Source organism: Paenibacillus sp. FA6, from assembly GCF_051550225.1.
GTDB lineage: Bacteria > Bacillota > Bacilli > Paenibacillales > Paenibacillaceae > Paenibacillus_AQ.
In genome coordinates this window covers 2,061,096-2,078,998 of the sequence record NZ_CP188820.1, presented here as the reverse complement: position 1 = coordinate 2,078,998, position 17,903 = coordinate 2,061,096, and the positions used below count along the sequence as shown (strand labels likewise).

Annotated in this window: 16 protein-coding genes; 14 read left to right on the top strand and 2 right to left on the bottom strand. The window is 41.3% G+C overall.

What is annotated here, in order from left to right:
- Positions 1-59 precede the first annotated feature (59 nt).
- From ACP8HI_RS09650 to ACP8HI_RS09605, 10 genes are all read left to right on the top strand, one after another.
- Positions 60-1,667, top strand: a complete 1,608-nt coding sequence (locus ACP8HI_RS09650; RefSeq protein WP_438350876.1) for an ABC transporter substrate-binding protein — start codon at positions 60-62, stop codon at positions 1,665-1,667.
- Positions 1,667-2,614 carry an ABC transporter permease gene (locus tag ACP8HI_RS09645; RefSeq protein WP_438350875.1) on the top strand — a complete coding sequence of 316 codons (948 nt, stop codon included), beginning with the start codon at positions 1,667-1,669 and terminating at the stop codon, positions 2,612-2,614. The genes ACP8HI_RS09650 and ACP8HI_RS09645 overlap by 1 nt, the downstream gene beginning before the upstream one ends.
- An 8-nt stretch (positions 2,615-2,622) precedes the next feature.
- Positions 2,623-3,423 (top strand): ABC transporter permease, encoded by an 801-nt coding sequence (locus ACP8HI_RS09640; protein WP_438350874.1) that lies wholly within the window; start codon positions 2,623-2,625, stop codon positions 3,421-3,423.
- 19 nt (positions 3,424-3,442) lie between these two features.
- Positions 3,443-4,225 carry an ABC transporter ATP-binding protein gene (locus tag ACP8HI_RS09635; RefSeq protein WP_438350873.1) on the top strand — a complete coding sequence of 261 codons (783 nt, stop codon included), beginning with the start codon at positions 3,443-3,445 and terminating at the stop codon, positions 4,223-4,225.
- A gap of 19 nt (positions 4,226-4,244) precedes the next feature.
- Positions 4,245-5,012, top strand: a complete 768-nt coding sequence (locus ACP8HI_RS09630) for an ABC transporter ATP-binding protein (RefSeq protein WP_438350872.1) — start codon at positions 4,245-4,247, stop codon at positions 5,010-5,012.
- 186 nt (positions 5,013-5,198) lie between these two features.
- Positions 5,199-5,630: a GntR family transcriptional regulator gene (locus ACP8HI_RS09625; protein ID WP_438350871.1), complete on the top strand. Its 432-nt coding sequence runs from the start codon at positions 5,199-5,201 to the stop codon at positions 5,628-5,630.
- Positions 5,623-6,312, top strand: a complete 690-nt coding sequence (locus ACP8HI_RS09620; RefSeq protein WP_438350870.1) for an ABC transporter ATP-binding protein — start codon at positions 5,623-5,625, stop codon at positions 6,310-6,312. Before ACP8HI_RS09625 ends, ACP8HI_RS09620 begins: the two co-directional genes overlap by 8 nt.
- Entirely contained in the window at positions 6,309-7,136 is an 828-nt protein-coding gene (locus ACP8HI_RS09615; RefSeq protein ID WP_438350869.1) for a hypothetical protein, read from the top strand. Before ACP8HI_RS09620 ends, ACP8HI_RS09615 begins: the two co-directional genes overlap by 4 nt.
- 11 nt (positions 7,137-7,147) lie before the next feature.
- Positions 7,148-8,413 (top strand): hypothetical protein, encoded by a 1,266-nt coding sequence (locus tag ACP8HI_RS09610; protein ID WP_438350868.1) that lies wholly within the window; start codon positions 7,148-7,150, stop codon positions 8,411-8,413.
- Positions 8,414-8,478: 65 nt separating this feature from the next.
- Positions 8,479-8,727: a hypothetical protein gene (locus ACP8HI_RS09605; protein ID WP_438350867.1), complete on the top strand. Its 249-nt coding sequence runs from the start codon at positions 8,479-8,481 to the stop codon at positions 8,725-8,727.
- 114 nt (positions 8,728-8,841) lie between these two features.
- Here the strand turns inward: ACP8HI_RS09605 and ACP8HI_RS09600 are convergent, their stop codons facing one another.
- Entirely contained in the window at positions 8,842-10,914 is a 2,073-nt protein-coding gene (locus tag ACP8HI_RS09600; protein ID WP_438351766.1) for a 5'-nucleotidase C-terminal domain-containing protein, read from the bottom strand.
- A 309-nt stretch (positions 10,915-11,223) separates the two neighbouring features.
- Between ACP8HI_RS09600 and ACP8HI_RS09595 the strand changes: the two genes are divergently transcribed.
- The 3 genes from ACP8HI_RS09595 to ACP8HI_RS09585 all read left to right on the top strand — a co-directional run bounded on the left by ACP8HI_RS09595 (position 11,224) and on the right by ACP8HI_RS09585 (position 15,001).
- Positions 11,224-12,675 (top strand): UDP-N-acetylmuramoyl-L-alanyl-D-glutamate--2,6-diaminopimelate ligase, encoded by a 1,452-nt coding sequence (locus ACP8HI_RS09595; protein WP_438350866.1) that lies wholly within the window; start codon positions 11,224-11,226, stop codon positions 12,673-12,675.
- Positions 12,676-13,182: 507 nt separating this feature from the next.
- Positions 13,183-13,467 carry a hypothetical protein gene (locus tag ACP8HI_RS09590; RefSeq protein ID WP_438350865.1) on the top strand — a complete coding sequence of 95 codons (285 nt, stop codon included), beginning with the start codon at positions 13,183-13,185 and terminating at the stop codon, positions 13,465-13,467.
- 4 nt (positions 13,468-13,471) lie between these two features.
- Entirely contained in the window at positions 13,472-15,001 is a 1,530-nt protein-coding gene (locus ACP8HI_RS09585) for a Ppx/GppA phosphatase family protein (protein ID WP_438350864.1), read from the top strand.
- Here ACP8HI_RS09585 and ppk1 read toward each other — a convergent pair.
- On the bottom strand, positions 14,967-17,066 hold the full coding sequence (ppk1, locus tag ACP8HI_RS09580; protein WP_438350863.1) for a polyphosphate kinase 1: 2,100 nt from the start codon (positions 17,064-17,066) through the stop codon (positions 14,967-14,969). The two genes, ACP8HI_RS09585 and ppk1, sit on opposite strands and share 35 nt — an antisense overlap.
- Positions 17,067-17,427: 361 nt before the next feature.
- On the opposite strand from ppk1, the gene ACP8HI_RS09575 reads away from it, so the two are divergent.
- Positions 17,428-17,826, top strand: a complete 399-nt coding sequence (locus ACP8HI_RS09575; protein ID WP_438350862.1) for a GNAT family N-acetyltransferase — start codon at positions 17,428-17,430, stop codon at positions 17,824-17,826.
- Positions 17,827-17,903 lie beyond the last annotated feature (77 nt).

Sequence of the window (17,903 nt, the reverse complement as noted above, 5' to 3'; positions counted from 1 at the left end):
AGATGTTTACGTCAAGCTAAATTATGATGGTCACGTACCATACATCAGGAGGAGTATACATGTTTAGGAGATTTAGTATCATTATGATCGTTAGTTTTTGTATTATGATTGTTGGAATAACAGGCTGTACACCTAGTTCTGCCCCCGAAGTAACCGGAAAAGACGAGGCGACAAAGCGAGTCACGGTTGCGATTACCCAAGATCTAAAGGGAGATAAAATCGATGCCACAACGTATAATGGTGCTCGAGCAGTCCAAACCGCCATTTATGATGCTTTAGTCGAATTTGGGGAGGGCGGTAAAATAGAGCCTAGTCTTGCGGAATCATGGGATGTTGCTAAAGATGGGAAGACATATACCTTTCATTTAAGAAAGGACGTGTTATTCTCAGATGGAACGGCATTCAACTCTGCTGCAGTAAAATTCTCATTGGAACGTACTGTAGCTAATGAGGAGACGGCTTCATTGGAAATAGCCCGTAAGTTGGAAAAGATTGAAACGCCAGATGAGTATACCGTTGTACTAACATTCAAAGAAATGGCATCTCAGACCTTACTAGAGCTTAGCCAAGCTCGTCCATTTCGAATCATGAGTCCCAATGCAGTTGTTCCCAACGGTGCAATAGGGGGCGAATTCACGGAGCCAATCGGTACAGGTCCATGGAAGCTCGATAGCTACAAGGAAGGCCAAGACACGGTATTAGTGGCGAATGAGCATTATTGGAAAGAAGCGGTGGCTAACTATTCGCTTGTATTCAAAGTGATTACCGATCCCCAAGCTCGCGTATTAGCGCTTCAGAATGGCGAGATTGATATGGCTGGCGGTGAGGTAGGCAATATTCCTTATGAGAATATCGCATTATTCGAGAATAACGATAAATACACAATCGAGACGAATGCCAGTACGATGTCCTATTTCGTAGTGATTAACCAGAGTAATGAGTTGCTAGCTGATAAGAATATACGACAGGCGATCAACTATGGAACAGATACGAGCAAAATGATGAGTGGAAAAGGTGCTGAAGTATCGGGTTTATTCCAAAGCACCGTCGCTTTTGTTACATCCGACAACCAGCCCTCCTATGAATATAACGTAGATAAAGCGAAGCAATTAATAGAAGCCTCAGGCTATCAATTAAACGCAAGTAGTAAGTTATACGAAAAAGATGGTCAGGTAATCAAGTTCAGACTTGTCATTCAAACAGAAGAATACCCTGAGTGGAAAGAAATGGCCGAAATTTTTCAGGATCAGATGAAGGATATCGGAGTGAAGGTAGATATTCTAAATCAGGAGAGAGCAGCTTATTACGATGCGCTTTGGACGAACAAACAATATGATCTTCTGTTGTATCGCACGTACACGGATGCGCAATTACCCTATCGTTTCTTGAGCTCCTTGTTCTATAACACGCTTGAAACGCCAGCTGTTGCTTATCAAGATGATATATTAACCGCTGAATTGGACCAGATTGCAAATACCATTTCACAATCGGAGCAGCAGGCTATATTTGACCGCGTATTTGATCGCATTCACGAAGAAGCCATGACGGTACCGATTTATTACACGAAGCAAACCTTTATTCATAACAGTAAGATCTCTGATTTTACCTTTGGAAATATTGAAGACAACCCCGTGAAATGGCATCAACTACACATTGGGGATAAGTAATGCTGAGATATATATCTAGTCGCTTAGGTATGCTCATCCTAACGCTTTTTGTGTTAACGGTGTTTGTGTTTATACTTATGCATTTGGCTCCCGGGGACCCAGCAGCGCTGTTGCTGCAGGGACTTGGAGCTGTTCCTGATGCCAATCAGATTGCAAACATGCAACATAAATGGGGACTGGATCAATCGCTTGTCGTTCAATATATGTCGTGGATGCTTGAGCTAGTTCAAGGTAACCTGGGTTATTCTTTTATTTCAAATGCACCTGTAACAGAAGAGATCTTCTCAAGATTAGGGCCTACCCTTCTTCTTATGATTAGCTCTTTTTTGGTAACCTTTGTTCTATCTGTTCCGCTAGGCGTGATGACTGCACTTCGCGAGAAGAGCTTGTTCGATCGAATAACGTACACAGTTACGGTGTTAGGCTTGTCGATTCCAATGTATTGGTTGGCTATCATTTTTATGTTTTGTTTTGGTGTGTTCTGGCCGTTATTTCCGATTATAGGAAGCGGATCGGTACGCCACTATGTTCTTCCTGTAGCGACCATTAGCATCGTGGAAAGCATGTACTTTATCCGAATGATCCGATCCTTTACGCTTGAATATAAACAAGCCTCCTATATCGAAGCGGCAAGGGCTCGCGGGTTGAAAGGGTGGATCCTTTATCCTTCTTACTTATTTCGAGCGATGCTCATTCCCGTAATAACGATTGTCGGAACGAGTTTCCCGAGTTTTTTTGGTGCAACTATTATTATTGAGAATATATTCAGCTTCCCGGGTATTGGTAAATACATGCTAGATATGATCTATAGCCGCGACTTCCCGGTTATACAAGGGTGTGCCTTATTGCTAGCGGCTACGATCTTCATTTTAAATTTTATAACAGATCTTTGCTATTATTTTGCAGACCCTCGCATCCAGATGGAGAAACAGAGGTGGGAGAATTGATCATCTTTATGAAGACAAATAAAATGGTATCGGCCGCGTTGCTATTTATTATTGTATTAATACTAGCGGGCATTTTTGCGCCATGGCTACAGCCGTATGATCCTTTCCAACCGGACTATGATGCCAAGTTGCTAAAGCCTCATTTCCATCACATTTTTGGAACGGATTATTTAGGAAGAGATATTTTCAGCAGGATACTGTCCGGAATTAAACAATCCATTTTTCCTGCATTTGTCGTTTTGGGTATAGTTATGATTATAAGTTTGGCACTTGGCACGCTTAGCGGTTATTATGGACGCCGCCTAGATATGCTGATTATGAGTATAACGGATATTTTTGTTGCGGTACCCAATATTCTGCTTACTATTGTCATTATTGGATTTTTGGGTTTCGGTATGGAAAACGTCTATTTAGCAATTCTGTTATCATGGTGGGCCAAATATGTCCGCATTATACGAGGTCTTGTCCACGATGTGAAGAAAGAGCCATATATCCTCTCAAGTCGAGTAAGCGGTTCTTTTGGTTTAAATACGATTATCCATCATATTGTCCCAAATATGATTCCACAGGTATTAACGCTTGTGATTCTAGATGTGAGTAAGGTCATTCTGACATTATCAGGCTTATCCTTTCTCGGAATCGGTGCGCAACCTCCCTCGCCAGAGTGGGGAGTTATGCTGCTAGATGGGAAAAGTTATTTGCAAATTGCCCCATGGATGGGATTCTTTCCAGGATTCATGATTTTTGTTACAGCATGCGCATTTCAGTTATGCGGAGAGAAATTGCGAAGCCGATATAAGCTGAAATAGGTGAAAGGGGAGGTGGCCAATGACCATTATAGCCGAAGTAAAGGAGTTAACTATTAGGAGCCGCGACAATCAAGATCTAGTATTGAATAGTAATTTCTCCTTACATGCCGGAAAGACACTTTGTTTGATTGGCGAAAGTGGAAGCGGCAAAACATTGACGATTAAAGCGATGCTAGGCATGCTCCCTAATCAACTGAAAATGACGGGAGAGCTTCTTTTTAAAGGAAATAATACGGTTCATTTCAATCCACGTGAGTGGCAAAAGGTGCGCGGTAGCCAGATCGGCGTAATTTCTCAGCATCCCGAACAAGCTCTTCACCCAGCCATACCGATCGGACGACAGCTTTGTGATCTACTTCGAAGTCATATCTCAGTTAGTAAGCTGGAAGCGGAGCGAAAAGTAAGAAGGATGCTGGAAAAGGTCTCTCTTAAAACAGTAGATAAGTTAATGAAACAGTACCCCTTCGAATTGAGCGGAGGTATGAATCAGCGAGTTATGATCGCAATGGCACTCTTGCTGGAACCTGAACTTCTGATTGCAGATGAACCTACAAGCGCACTGGATGTGACTACTCAAGCTGATATTCTAGCCCTGCTCCGGGATTTAACGGCGGAGAGTGGTATGAGCTCGTTATTTATTACACATGATTTACTTATTGCAAGTTACATGGCAGATACCATTGCAGTCATGTATCAAGGTGAAATAATCGAACAAGACAGTAAAATGGCTGTGGTAAAGTATCCCAAACATTCCTATACGAAGGAGCTATGGCAATGTCGCTCTCAATATATATTATCTTAAGGAGACCGTTGAATTAACTATGCTAGAAATAACGAAACTATCGAAAATGATTGGAAAAAGACTCATTCTTGAACGTATTGATCTGACCGTACAGGCAGGTCGTTCATTGGCGATTGTTGGCGAGAGCGGAAGTGGAAAATCAACGCTTGCGAGGCTCATTATGGCGTTGGAGCGTCCGACCTCCGGTCAAATTCTACTTGACGGCATTCCTCCACCTACGACCAAGACATCTGGTTATAGAAGCTGGTATAGGCAAATTCAATTCGTATTTCAGAACACAACGGCTTCGCTTGATCCACGTATGACCATTTCACAAAGCATAGAGGAGCCACTATATCATTTCACGAAGCTGAACAAAAGCGAGAGAAAAGAACTTGTGATAGAATATGCCACGAAAATGGGGTTACCTCTAACGTTATTGAACGCGGTGCCTAGTCATTTGAGTGGAGGGCAGTATCAACGTGCATGTATTGCAAAAGCACTGATCGTAAAGCCTAAGCTTCTTGTATGCGATGAGATTGTCTCTAATCTGGATATTATTCATCAGCATACAATCATTGAGTTACTACAGCAGCTTAAAGTCGAGCAGCAGCTATCGCTTATATTTATTACGCATGATCTCTCGCTCGTTTCTAACTTATGCGAGGATATCTTAGTAATGAAAGATGGCAGAATGGTTGAGCTTTTCGATTCGGATTGTATGCAATCCGGGAGCCATCATGCATACACAGAATCGCTATTGCATGCGGTTGAAATTCTTAGAAAACTGGATAACGCATTAATTTAAAAGTTGAATGACGTGAAGGAACGTTCTCGTTGGGAGGAACTGGGAAATCTATGTTCCTCTCTATTTGCGCACCGCTTAAATAACTAAAGGATAGCTATTGACAACCAACTGTATTACGTGGATAATACATCTAAAGTGTATGAACCACTCAGTACACACACTGAAAAAAGAATGAGAGGTAGCAGCATGAAAACAAATGAAGGCTGGACGGAAGTCGCTTTCAATGGCCGGGACCCGGTGTATTTGCAAGTAGTACGTCATTTCAAAGAACAACTTGCAACCGGTCGGCTGGAAGCTGGGCAGATTATTCCTTCGCGGAGGGAACTAGGAGCAATGCTGAAGATTAACCCTAACACGGCGCAGAAGGCGTACAAGGAAATGGAGGAACAGCAGTTGATTGTAACTGAAGGAAATTCACCAAGCCGAATTACAGGTGATGAACATGTGCTGCGAACGATCCGGTCCGAATTAATTAGTGATGCTGTCGATGCTTTTGTGGCATCTGTCCGCAAAATTGACGTTCCGGTAGAAGAGTTGTTGGATATCGTCAAACAGAAATATGTTGAAGGAACAAGAGTAGTGAATTCAGAACAGACGGGAGGTGACGAGCGTGATTGAAGTTGTTGATATTCAAAAGCGTTATCGTGGTCGCCAAGTACTTAATGGAGTTACCTTTACGGCTGAGAAGGGACAGATTACTTGTCTTATTGGTAACAATGGGGCTGGAAAGTCAACCATTCTGAAAGCAATCATGGGCCTGACACCTCTTAAATCAGGTACGATCCGAATCGCTGGTCAGCCCATGAACCAAAGTATGTATGAGAAGGTGGCATTCATTCCCGATCATTTAACGATGCCACTTGGAATGAAGCTTTCTGAGGCACTTCAGTTCATGGAGGACTTCTATGAGAGCTGGAACACGGATCGAGCCGAAGAGCTTATGAAGTTTTTCGGATTGGATCGGAAAGAGCGAATTGGTAACCTTTCTAAGGGAACAGCAGCTAAATTTAATCTCATGCTTGGTCTTGCACAGGATACAGAATACGTGCTAATGGATGAACCCTTCTCTGGAATTGATATGTTCAGTCGCGGTTTGATTGTGGATGTATTCTCCAGCCACTTAATCGAAGATCGAGGCGTACTTCTGACAACGCATGAGATCGGAGAGATGGAGCATTTGATTGATAAAGCTGTACTGATGGAGGATGGGATCATCGTTAGGGATTTCAATTGTGAAGAAATGCGTAGCGAAGAAGGGAAGTCCGTCGTTGACGTCATGAGGGAGGTGTACCAAGGGTGAACAGATATTTAAAACTCGTACATATGGAGATCAATCGCTTCAAATTCGTATTGGCAGGACTAATGGGTCTAACCGTATTATGTCAATTTGGAGCCATGATCTGGTGGAATATGAATGAACTATCCCGAAGGGAAGCAACGATTTTGCAGTTTGGGAGTTCAGTGATGTTTGCTAGCAATTCTTTTGCGGATATGATCTCTAGTACACAATTGCTCTTTTTCATTCCGATGCTGCTCAGTATTGGGGTGCTAGTTATTTATGTGTTTCTCATTTGGTACCGGGATTGGTTCGGTAGAAATACATTTATATATCGGTTGCTGATGCTACCAACAGCTAGAATCCACATTTATTATGCGAAAATAACGGCAATACTTATGTTCGTATTCGGACTTATTTCCTTTCAACTCGCGTTACTTTCAGTTGAAAAGTTGGTTTTTAATCTTATCGTACCATCGGATATGAGAGAGCCTTCCCACTTCTTGGATACTATTAATGCGAACCAAGCACTGGCGCTGCTTACACCTGGGAACTTCGATCAGTTTCTGATCACTTACGGATTAGGAATGATAGCAGTACTGGCTATTTGTACAGCTATTCTAATCGAAAGAAGCTATCGCCGTGTGGGCATTGTGTATGCCATTCTTTATCTAGCCATTTGTTGTTGGGCTATTCTATTCCCTTTGATCGGTTTGGGACGGAATAATGACCATGGATACCTGTATCCGAACGAAATCTTTATCATCGAGATAGTCGCGTGTGTAGGGGTTATAGCTATGTCGGTATGGCTTGCAAGTCGACTTCTTTCTAAAAAGATAACAGTGTAAGGAGGAGCATAATGAGACGTTATTGGTTATCTATTCTATTAAGTGTGTTTATCGTTGTTGGAATGAGTACGTATTATGTATTCGGTGCTGCAGATCATCTGCCGGAGTATAAGCTTTCGATCGTTGAGGGTGATATTACTGAAGGTGCAAAGATCCAAGTTATAGGCTCTTATATAGGCTCTTATATAGGAGGGAAAGGATCTGGAGTCTTAAGCGTTACTACAGATGGTAGCGATTATCAGAGTAGGCACTCTATTTATCGTAAAGAATTCTCGAATACAGAACGATCAGTGATGACTCAAGCGCCTGATATTCGTCAGATCACCAAAGATCATCGTTCCTTTATGCGAGGCAAAGGTTCCGCTGATAGCCTTTATAAGGATGAGGAATGGATTATTTATGCGGAAGCTTATGCCAATAACACTGATGATGACAAGTCGGGGATTGTACTAAGTATAGAACTTCTTAATCAGACGACGGATAAAGTTAGTCATTATGAAACGTTCGTAAATGAACAAACTTCCTATGCCTATAGCTATGTGATGGATGTGCAGTTGATCGAAGATGAGATTCATATACTGACTTACCAACGTCCAGCACGTATCGAAGGGAAAATGATTGTGGATATGTCTGATTCAGACGAGTATCATAATTATGTTGTGGATATGAACAATGGAGTATTAATGAACAAGGAGATACTGAACTTTGGAATTACTGCTAAAGATAATGTTGAATTGCATCAAAATATAATTACGAATGCTACCTATTCTGCTTCCAGTGATCATACCCTATTTAAAGTCCGCGAGATGAAACGAACAACAATAGATGAAGAACGTTCTCGAGAAGTTGTAGGGAATCATTTCTACTCCTATAAGTATAAGACAGGCAAGCTAACAGATCTGTCCGATATACTGGAGGCAGTAGGAATGGCTGATGACGTATCATATCGTTTAAATGGTAGCAATCTTTCTATTCTGAACTCTGAACCCGATATGATCACAATATCAAATTATAACCTAGACACAGGAAAGATGGAAAATAAAGTAGTCACCTTAACGTCCGAACAACTCGGTGCTGACACATTGGGTAATGGAATACTGAAGAATGACAGAATTTATATTCTGTTCTACAAAAACGATATTCCCATGACTGCCGTAGTGGATGCATCGAATGGAGACATTGTATACAAAGGTGAAGTTGTCTTTGATGGTGCAGCATCAGAAAGTAAGGAGCATATGATGAACGTACAACTTCTAAATATAGGAATTACTGAATAGTAGGTATTATAAATCCATTGAAAAATAGAGTTTTTTGTCATTATTTATAATGTGAGGTAATCAATATGAAATCAACAGATTACTTTAATCAGACGATAGAAGCATTGAGAAGATTGGAAACGTATGGTTATCAATTGGCTTATTATATTTTACAAGATGAGGATCTCGCGATGGATGCAACGAAGATGACATTGCTAGCCTTAGCTCAAGTAGATGAATTCTATAATATGCCGGCTGCTGTCCAACGTGACCTGATGAAAAAAAGTGCTATAAGACAATCGATGGTAATCAAATACGAAAACCTAACTGCATAGTCTAGCAAAACAGGTCTGTTATTTTACCATAGGCTTCGTAATATCCTATCACATAAACAGAGGCTTCCCCTCTCAGCATAATCAACTATGCTGAGAGGGGAAGCCTCGTTCTGTTTATTCAGCTTTTACTGGATTCAGTACAGTTATACGACCTTCGAGCTCAGGTGCAATAGATTTATTCTTTTGCAGATATTCGTAAAATGCATCTCGCAGGTAGCTCTTCGTTTTGGATAAAAGCTTCGTCTCGTCCTTGAGCATCGTGAACAGGTCTCCTCCCCCCGTCAAGAAGTCATTGGCAACGACTTTGTATTTCTTCGTTTTATCGATTGGCTTGCCATCGATCGTGACTTCAACGATACGTGAACCAACCTCCTTCGAAGCGTCAAACGTATACTTAAGCCCGGATACTTGCAGGAATCCACCCGCTGCACTTGGATACCAAGAGACACCGTGCTCTAATGCATCCCAGACCGTCTGGCCGCTTGCTTCAACCATAACGACCGTGTTATCGAACGGCAGTGCGGCGTATATTTCTTCAAGCGTAATATCTCCAGCGTCGATGCTAGCCCGTACTCCACCACCATTCTGTAGAGCGATGTCGGCACCCGTCATCGAGCGTAAGCTGTCTGCAACAGCGTTGCCGAGATTGGATTCTTTGAGACGCAATGTACTACGTTCACCATCTAGTGCAACTGTCGTTTTGCCTACGATTTCTTTCATTTTATCTCCAAGCTGATCGTTGTAATCTTTAATGATGTTCGCGACTACAGGGTCTTCCTCTAAGTTCTCTGTCAAGAATATGTGCGCGAAGTTGAGTCCGACCATTTCTCCATCTAGAATGTTCAGGTTCATTTGATTCAGCACTTCCGCATGCTTGCCGGGAGAAATAAGCCATGTGTCCTCGATAATTTGCGGGAATTCGACCACATCTTGTCCACCGCCGATCTCGACGTCAATGCCTTGTACTTTGGTCGGTAGAACCGGGTTGTCCCCATGCAGATGCGCCAGCGCGATCACGACATCCGTCTGATCTTTAATCGCATCGACCGTCTCTTGTGTCGACTCAAATTCATCCTCGAAGCTGATGCCTTCCACGTTCTTCGGGTGTGTGTAGAAATGACTCTCGTCGTCTGTTACACCGATGATGCCGATTTTGACACCGTCGACTTCTTTAATGATATATGGCTCCAAAAATTCAGGATGCTCGTTCTGATAAAGTGTATTCGCTGACAGGAATGGGAACGTAGCGCGTTCTGCATTGCTCTGCATAACATCAACAGGGAAATCAAAATCGTGGTTGCCAAGCACCATTGCGTCGTAATTCATAGCGTTCATGACGTCGATCGATGATCGACCTTCGAACAGGTTTCCAATGTTCATGTTGTAAGGAGCGTCACCGCCGTCAACTAGCAATGTGTTCGGTTGAATTTCACGTGTATCGTTAATAATTTTGTTCATCCGCGCGAGTCCGCCGATATTACGATTCGCATTCGCTGGCTTATAGGGCTCGAGATGCGAATGAATGTCAGACGTAGCGAACACCGTGATAACTTTGAAGTCCGGGTTGGCTATCAATTTCGCTAAGATAGCAGCAGCTTCTTCACGGGTAACCAGGTCGGTACTAATAGCCTCTTCTTTTGTAGCGATGCCGAGCTCGACGGCTTTATCAGCAGTGTCAACAACTTGATCAGCGCCATAAACCGTGCGAACGATCATATCAACCCATTTCGCCTTGGTTACTGCACTGTTTGGCATGTATTGCCCACCGCTCACCTCGTCGGCACGGACTTTCAATACGCCTTCTATGTAATAGTAGCTCCAGTGACTTGTGATGTCAGTGGCTGACGGTACTGTGAAGGATTCATCGATAACACCAAGGGGATCTTTATAGCGCACTGATTTCTGCACATTAGGGTCCTCTGATGGCTGTGGCTGAATTGTTGGTAGCTTGAACGATTTGACGAGCAACGTTGCTGCTTCTGCTTTGGTCAAATGACGCTGTGGATTGAACTTGCCGTCAATCGGGGTACTCACTATATTTTTGTCATTCAGCATGAGGATCGCTTGACGATAGGGTGAGGTTTGAATATCTTTGAAAATTCCATTTTCTGCGGCAGCATGTGCCGGTAAAGCGATACTCGTTGTGAGCGCCAGACTGACGGCGATACTAATAATTTCCTTCTTCATCATTGTTTACTCCACTCCCTTAATGTATTGGACTATGTACGTACCTTTTGATCATAACTTCGCTATGTTATGTGTGTGTCATGTGTGTGTTAAATCAAGAATGATATTCCTATCGTTCATATACGCTTCAAATGTAACCCCGCCTATTAGCCCTTATTTGTTCGCAATGATGAATGATCTCAATCTTTTATTTCTTTGGCGTTTCGTCCTTGAGACTTCGTCAGTAGTAACTTCCGAAAGGTAAATTATAACTTTTTAGCGAATACAATATATAAGACTAAATTCGTGTAGATATTGGAGGTCGCTTGCTTGAAATTAAAAGAACTTGTTGAGCAGTTAACTATCGTTACAGTTCAGGGTGAGTTGGACATTGAAATAACGGGTATCAACATGAATTCACAGGAAGTGAGGCAGGGTGATATATTCGTATGTATATCAGGCATTCCAGGCCTGCAAGAGGATCGTCACCAATATATTGATAATGCCATAGAAGCGGGAGCAGTAGCTCTAATTGTTGAAAGGGATGTCATCGCCAATGTCCCTACTATAAAAGTGCCCAATGCACGATTTGCGTTGGCAGTGCTGTCTACACATTTCTATGGTTATCCAAGTCATCATCTGAAGTTAATAGGCGTGACAGGGACCAATGGTAAGACAACGACCAGTCACATGCTTGAATCGATCTTGGCTCATGCTAGTTTTCGGACAGGACTGATGGGCAATATCGGGACGAAAATCGGCAACACAATTCGTAAAAGTAACATCAATACACAAGATCCACACAAGCTACAGGCCAATCTATCAAAGATGAAGGAATGTTTGACAGACTATTGTGTGATGGAGGTAACTTCTCAGGGATTACATATGGGTCGAGTGATGGGATGCGATTTTCGAACAGCCGTTTTTACGAATTTGACTGGTGATCATCTCGATTATCATGGAACGATGGACAACTATCTTATGGCAAAAGGGACTCTTTTCGCGAGAATGGGTAATTCTTTCTTACCTGAGCCAGCCAAACACAAATTTGCTATTCTCAACGCGGATGATCCAGCATCCGAAGTATTTCAAAGTCTAACAACAGCACAAGTCATTACATATGGAATGAACCAACCAGCAGACGTGATGGCAGAGGATATTCAATTAACGACAAAAGGAATAAAGTTTAGACTCGTTTCTTTTGCGGGAACGATCACTATCGAATGTAGAATGGTTGGTGCTTTTAATGTCTATAATGCTCTTGCCGCTATTGCAACTGCCCTAGCTGAACAAATCCCGCTTCATGTCATACAACAAGCATTATCTGAATTCATTAATGTTACTGGGAGAATGGAGATGATGGAAGGTGAGCGGGACTTTCTCGTCATTGTAGATTATGCTCATTCACCTGATGCGTTAGAGAACGCTCTGTCTACTTTACGCGAGCTTGGCGATCAGAGAATAATCACCGTGTTTAGTTGTGGAGAAGATGGTGATGATACTAAACATTCTCAGATGCGTGATATAGCTACTAAGCACAGTAATGTTGTCATCGTATCTACGGAACATTCATCAATTGAATCGAATAACACTTATGAGTTGATTGCTGATCAGAAACAAGCACTAACTAGAGCCATTGAACTAGCTACACCGGGAGATATCGTGTTCATTGCTGGGAAGGACCATAAGATAGAAGTCCAACAAATTCTAAAAGACTACAAAGACCATCGTCGTGAAGAAGAAGGGGGCAATGTGTATGCAAGAACTTGTTGGCCATTGTAAAGAATGTAAAAGTGAAATTTACTGCAATGATGGATTTCTTAACGGCATAGTATTGGAAGACAAATCCTTACTATGCTTCGATTGTTCCGATAAGGAGGTCCTTCATTGAAATTAAAACACCCTCATTATGGTTCTATGATTGCTTCAGTGGGTTGCATCATTCTGTGTGTCATTTTATTATTTTGGAATCCATATACAAGAACGCCATCGGGTAATGATACGATTCTTATTATATTTATAATGTTAGTTCTACCTGCAATTATAGGCATCATTTCTTCGTATCTAAGAATTCCTATTTTAATGTATATTGTATTTATATGGTCGTTGCCTTATGGCCTTTATTTATCTGTCGCATCAATACCGAGTGTTTGGAATCTATTTGGTGTAGTCCTCATACTATATCTCGCTTCCGCCATACAGATGAGTCAAAGCAAAGGTCATTAAGACCGATGTCTCCTTCTGATTCCGCGATCTTAAGCCCCTGATAAAAGGGATTGGTCAGATGAAATGAAGAAGCACGAAGTAGCCCAGGTGACGGAATTGTCCAGAAGAAGCGATAGCGTCCGCCTACAAGATTTCCGTAGGAAAGCTACTTCGAAAGCTTATGCTTTGCCCTCTGATTTTAACCGCTATAAGCGGAATCAAATCAAGAAATCAGAGGGCAAAAGCGAACGTAAGGACAATCCGTCATCGCAGCGGTTTCCTACACGAATTTTTACCAAGCACTTATTATGTTATATTATTAACATAGGCATCAATCATTTGTTGTCCAATCAGCAAGAAGAGGTGTGAAGAGATGAGAGATAATCGAAATCGTGTAGGCATCGTAGATATTGGTTCTAACTCCATCCGTCTGGTCATCTATGATACAACGGCCGATGGAGGATACAAGGTTATTAAAGAATGTAAACAATCCGCTCGCTTGAGTGAGAAATTGAATGAACAGGGACGAATTGAAGAGAAAGAGGTGAATACGATTGTTCCTATTCTCAAACAATTCAAACAAGTCTGCACTACATTTGGGGTGGACAGAATCCGTGCAGGTGCAACGGCAGCCATTCGTAATGCTAGCAACTCTAACGAGATTATCGAATACTTATCACAGAAATCCGCTATCGATATTCAACTTATTACTGGAAAAGAAGAAGCCTATTTCGGTTTTCTTGGGGTTATTAATTCTTTTGACATACAGGATGGTTTCGTCATAGATATCGGGGGAGGGAGTACAGAGATTACACTGTTTGAGAACCGGAGTTACCAGACAAGTGTTTCTTTACCTTTCGGTGCGGTTAACACGAATGTCACGTTCGGAGACCATGGGAATTGGAATGAAGAACGGATACAGAATCTTCGTACATACGTGCTTGATAAGCTTCAGGAACATGATTGGTTGCAGTCAAGACCACAATTGCCGCTGTATGGTCTAGGTGGAACGCTACGGTCCCTTGGTAAAATAGATCAGAAGGAGCGTCATTACTCGATGCCGACCTCACATCATTATGCTTTGGAGACGGACACCGTAAATCGATTATATGATACACTTCCAATTATTCCCTTAGAGAAACGTAAAAATGTCAATGGACTATCCAAAAGTCGTGCCGATATCATTGTGTCAGGGCTCATTATTTTCCACACCATCTATCACTATATTCAATCTAAACAATGTCTTATCAGTGGGGAAGGGCTCCGTGAAGGTCTTCTACATGATCTAATAGATCCCGTTAATCCGGTTAAACCGAGTACATTGGAATGCAGCATTAGTAGACTATTATCTTTTGAAACTGAGATATCTCCGGCGCATTTAGAACATCTTCAGAAATTGTCTAATAGTTTGTATGAAACCTTACAGGGGGATGGGGATTCTAAGGAACATAAGAAGCTTCTTTACGCTTCAATCATGTTATATCGTATTGGTGGCCATATCAATTATAATCAATATAATCAGCATACACGTTATTGGATCATGAATTCGACTATTCGAGGGCTCACCCATAGAGAGATCATTCTTTGTGCCTTAATATCCTCCTATAATACAAAAAGCCGGAAACAGAAATTGTCCGCAGATCATAAGGACATTTTGCTGTCTTCCGACGAAGAATGGATTCATAAGTTAGGATCCCTTGTACAACTCTGTATCGCTCTAGATCAAAGTGAAACACAGGCTGTTAAATTCATTTCCACAGAGGTTCGAGATGAAATACTATATCTCACCGTTCATAGTGATGTTGAAACCTATGTTGAACAGGAAGAGATGGATAATGCAATCAAGGTATTTAATGGGGCATGGGATCTTAAGATAAAGGTGGATTTCCCTTCCACTTCTTAACATTCAAAGCCTCAGTCTGGCTCCTAAATGGAGCCTTGTTGTCGTTGGCAAACTCATAATTACCATTGGACTGCAGGAATCTAGCTTTGATATTATCTTCAAGTGATAAATTTAATATTTTGAATACTAGATCTTGAATGTGAGGGTCATACACGGGACACATCAGTTCAATGCGTCTAGTTAAGTTACGAGTCATCCAATCCGCACTAGAGATCCATACCTCTGAGCTACCACCATTTTCGAAATAATATATGCGCGAATGCTCTAGAAAGCGGTCAACGATACTACGCACGGTAATGTTTTCACTTAGACCTGGAACACCTGGACGAAGGCAGCACACGCCTCTTATGATAAGGTCAATCTGAACTCCGGCGGTTGAAGCGTCATATAACTCGTCAATCATGTCTTGATTGGATAAGGAATTCATTTTGGCGATGATTCTTGCGGGTCTGCCGGCAGCAGCGTGTTCCGCTTCCCTACGAATAAGGTCGAAGAGGGTACTGCTCATATTGGTTGGTGCAACTGTAATGGCATCCCAATCATAGTTCGTTGAATAACCAGTCATTTGATTGAACAGCTCTGATGCGTCTAAGCCAATATTGTGATTGGATGTAAACAGGCTTAAATCAGTATATATTTTGGCGGTGCTATCATTGTAATTACCTGTTCCTACGTGAACATAGCGCTGTAACTCATGACCTTCTTGGCGGACGATCAAGGTGATTTTGGCATGTGTCTTGAGACCAATTAATCCATATACGACATGACATCCTGATTTCTCAAGCTTACGAGCCCAGGCAATATTACGTTCCTCATCAAACCTAGCCTTCAATTCCACTACAACAGTCACTTGTTTACCCGACTCTGCCGCAGTTGCTAATGCTTGTATGAGTGGAGAATTCCCACTTACTCGATATAATGTCATCTTAATCGCCATCACATGATCATCTTCAGCAGCTTGGGTAATGAAATCAGTAACAGCCTCAAAAGACTCATAAGGGTGATATACAAGGACATCGCGTTCTCTTAACACCTCGAAGAAATCCTCGTTCTCATCAAATTCCATAGGATATACTGGTTCAATGGAACGGTGACTCAGATGGGAATAACCTTTCAAAGATCCGGCGAAGTCCATCAGAAAATTAAGGTCAAGAGGTCCATCTATTTCAAAAATAGAATCTGTAATTTCAAATTCATCCTGCAACTGACTGAGTGCAAATGGGTGTATCCCTTTTTCAACCTCTAAGCATACTGGCGATCCCCATCTTCTTTTACGTAATTCCTTCTCGATCTCTTCCAAAAGATCTTCAGCACCATCCTCGTTGATGCTTAGATCAGAATTACGAGTAATGCGGAATTCATGAACTGCGATAGGGATATACCCGCTAAACAAGGTGTGAATATGGTGTTTAATTAACTCTTCAATAAATATAAACTGGCGTTTCTTACTATTGGAACGGTGAGGTAGTGGAATACAACGAGCAAGATTATAAGGAATTTGTAAAATAGCAAAATAAGGTTCTTCTTCAATGTCATCTTCTTTCGTAAGGACGACAGATAAGTATACAAATTGGCTATGAACTAAGGGGAAAGGTCTACTCTGATCTACCGCCATAGGAGTAAGAACAGGGAAGATAATATCTTGATAATATTGTTCCATGGCTTGCTTCTGTGCGATATTCAAATCTTCGTAATCCGAGAAATATAACCCTTCTTTATTTAACTGCCTGGAGATATCACGGAATGTGCGATATTGCTCAGTAATGATTTTAGATACTTTTTTTAATAGACGTTTATAGAGCCCAGAAGGGGTGTAACCGGTAAAATCCTTTCTAGAATATCCAGCCCTAATCTGATCTTGAATACCTGCTACGCGAACACTCATGAATTCATCTAAATTGCTAGATACAATAGCAAGAAAGCGAGCTCTCTCGAGGAGAAGGTTATTAGGATCTTGCGCTTCCTGAAGTACGCGCTGATTGAATTCAATCCAACTTAAATCACGGTTCAGATATCCTGATGGTAATGTACGATTTATTGTCGTTTTCTCTTCTGAGTTCATCATGTTCCCACCATACTTTGCTGAATTTTAGTTTGTACTATTTCATTTTACTATTAACTCGCGGGAGAAATGTAAAATCTGTGTAAAATATGAGTTAATATTATGGATAAATGATGTGAAATCACTATAATCTCGTGACTTGTCACCAGAAGTGATGCATGTTTCTCAATAAATTAAATAAATACAATATTTTTTCATACAAATCTAAATCTCTCACTATTTCATATTAGTTTACATAATAAATATTATGTAAACTAATATTTCGTAAATGAAAAAGAATGGACCAAGAAAAAACAATAAAATGGGTCCTTTACAACATTTGGATAAATAGTTATTATGATATAAAAACATAAGAGGTGTACTTATGGTAATAGAATACCAAATTAATACTCCGCTTTGCTCCAAAGATGTTTCGGACGTTTTTATAAGCTCTGGAATTAAACGTCCCGCGGATGACCTTGAACGTATACAAAGAATGATTGAAAATGCTGATATTCATGTTTCTGCTTGGGATGGAGTAAAATTAGTAGGAATTGCAAGAGCGATTAGTGATTTTTCTTATTGTTGTTATTTATCAGATTTAGCGGTAAGTAATGAATATCAAAAGTTGGGTATTGGGACAGAACTTGTTGAACGTTTGCGGCAACACTTAGGAGATGAAGTTTCTTTATTATTACTTTCTGCACCGACTGCAATGGAATTTTATCCACGTATTGGTTTTGAGAAGACAGAGAAAGCATTTGTTATCCCAAGAGTAAAATAACGAATATCTAATCCTTATATTTTTCGAAAAACCGGCTGCGCCATCCTTGAAAAGGGACGTCACAGCCGGTTCTTCGT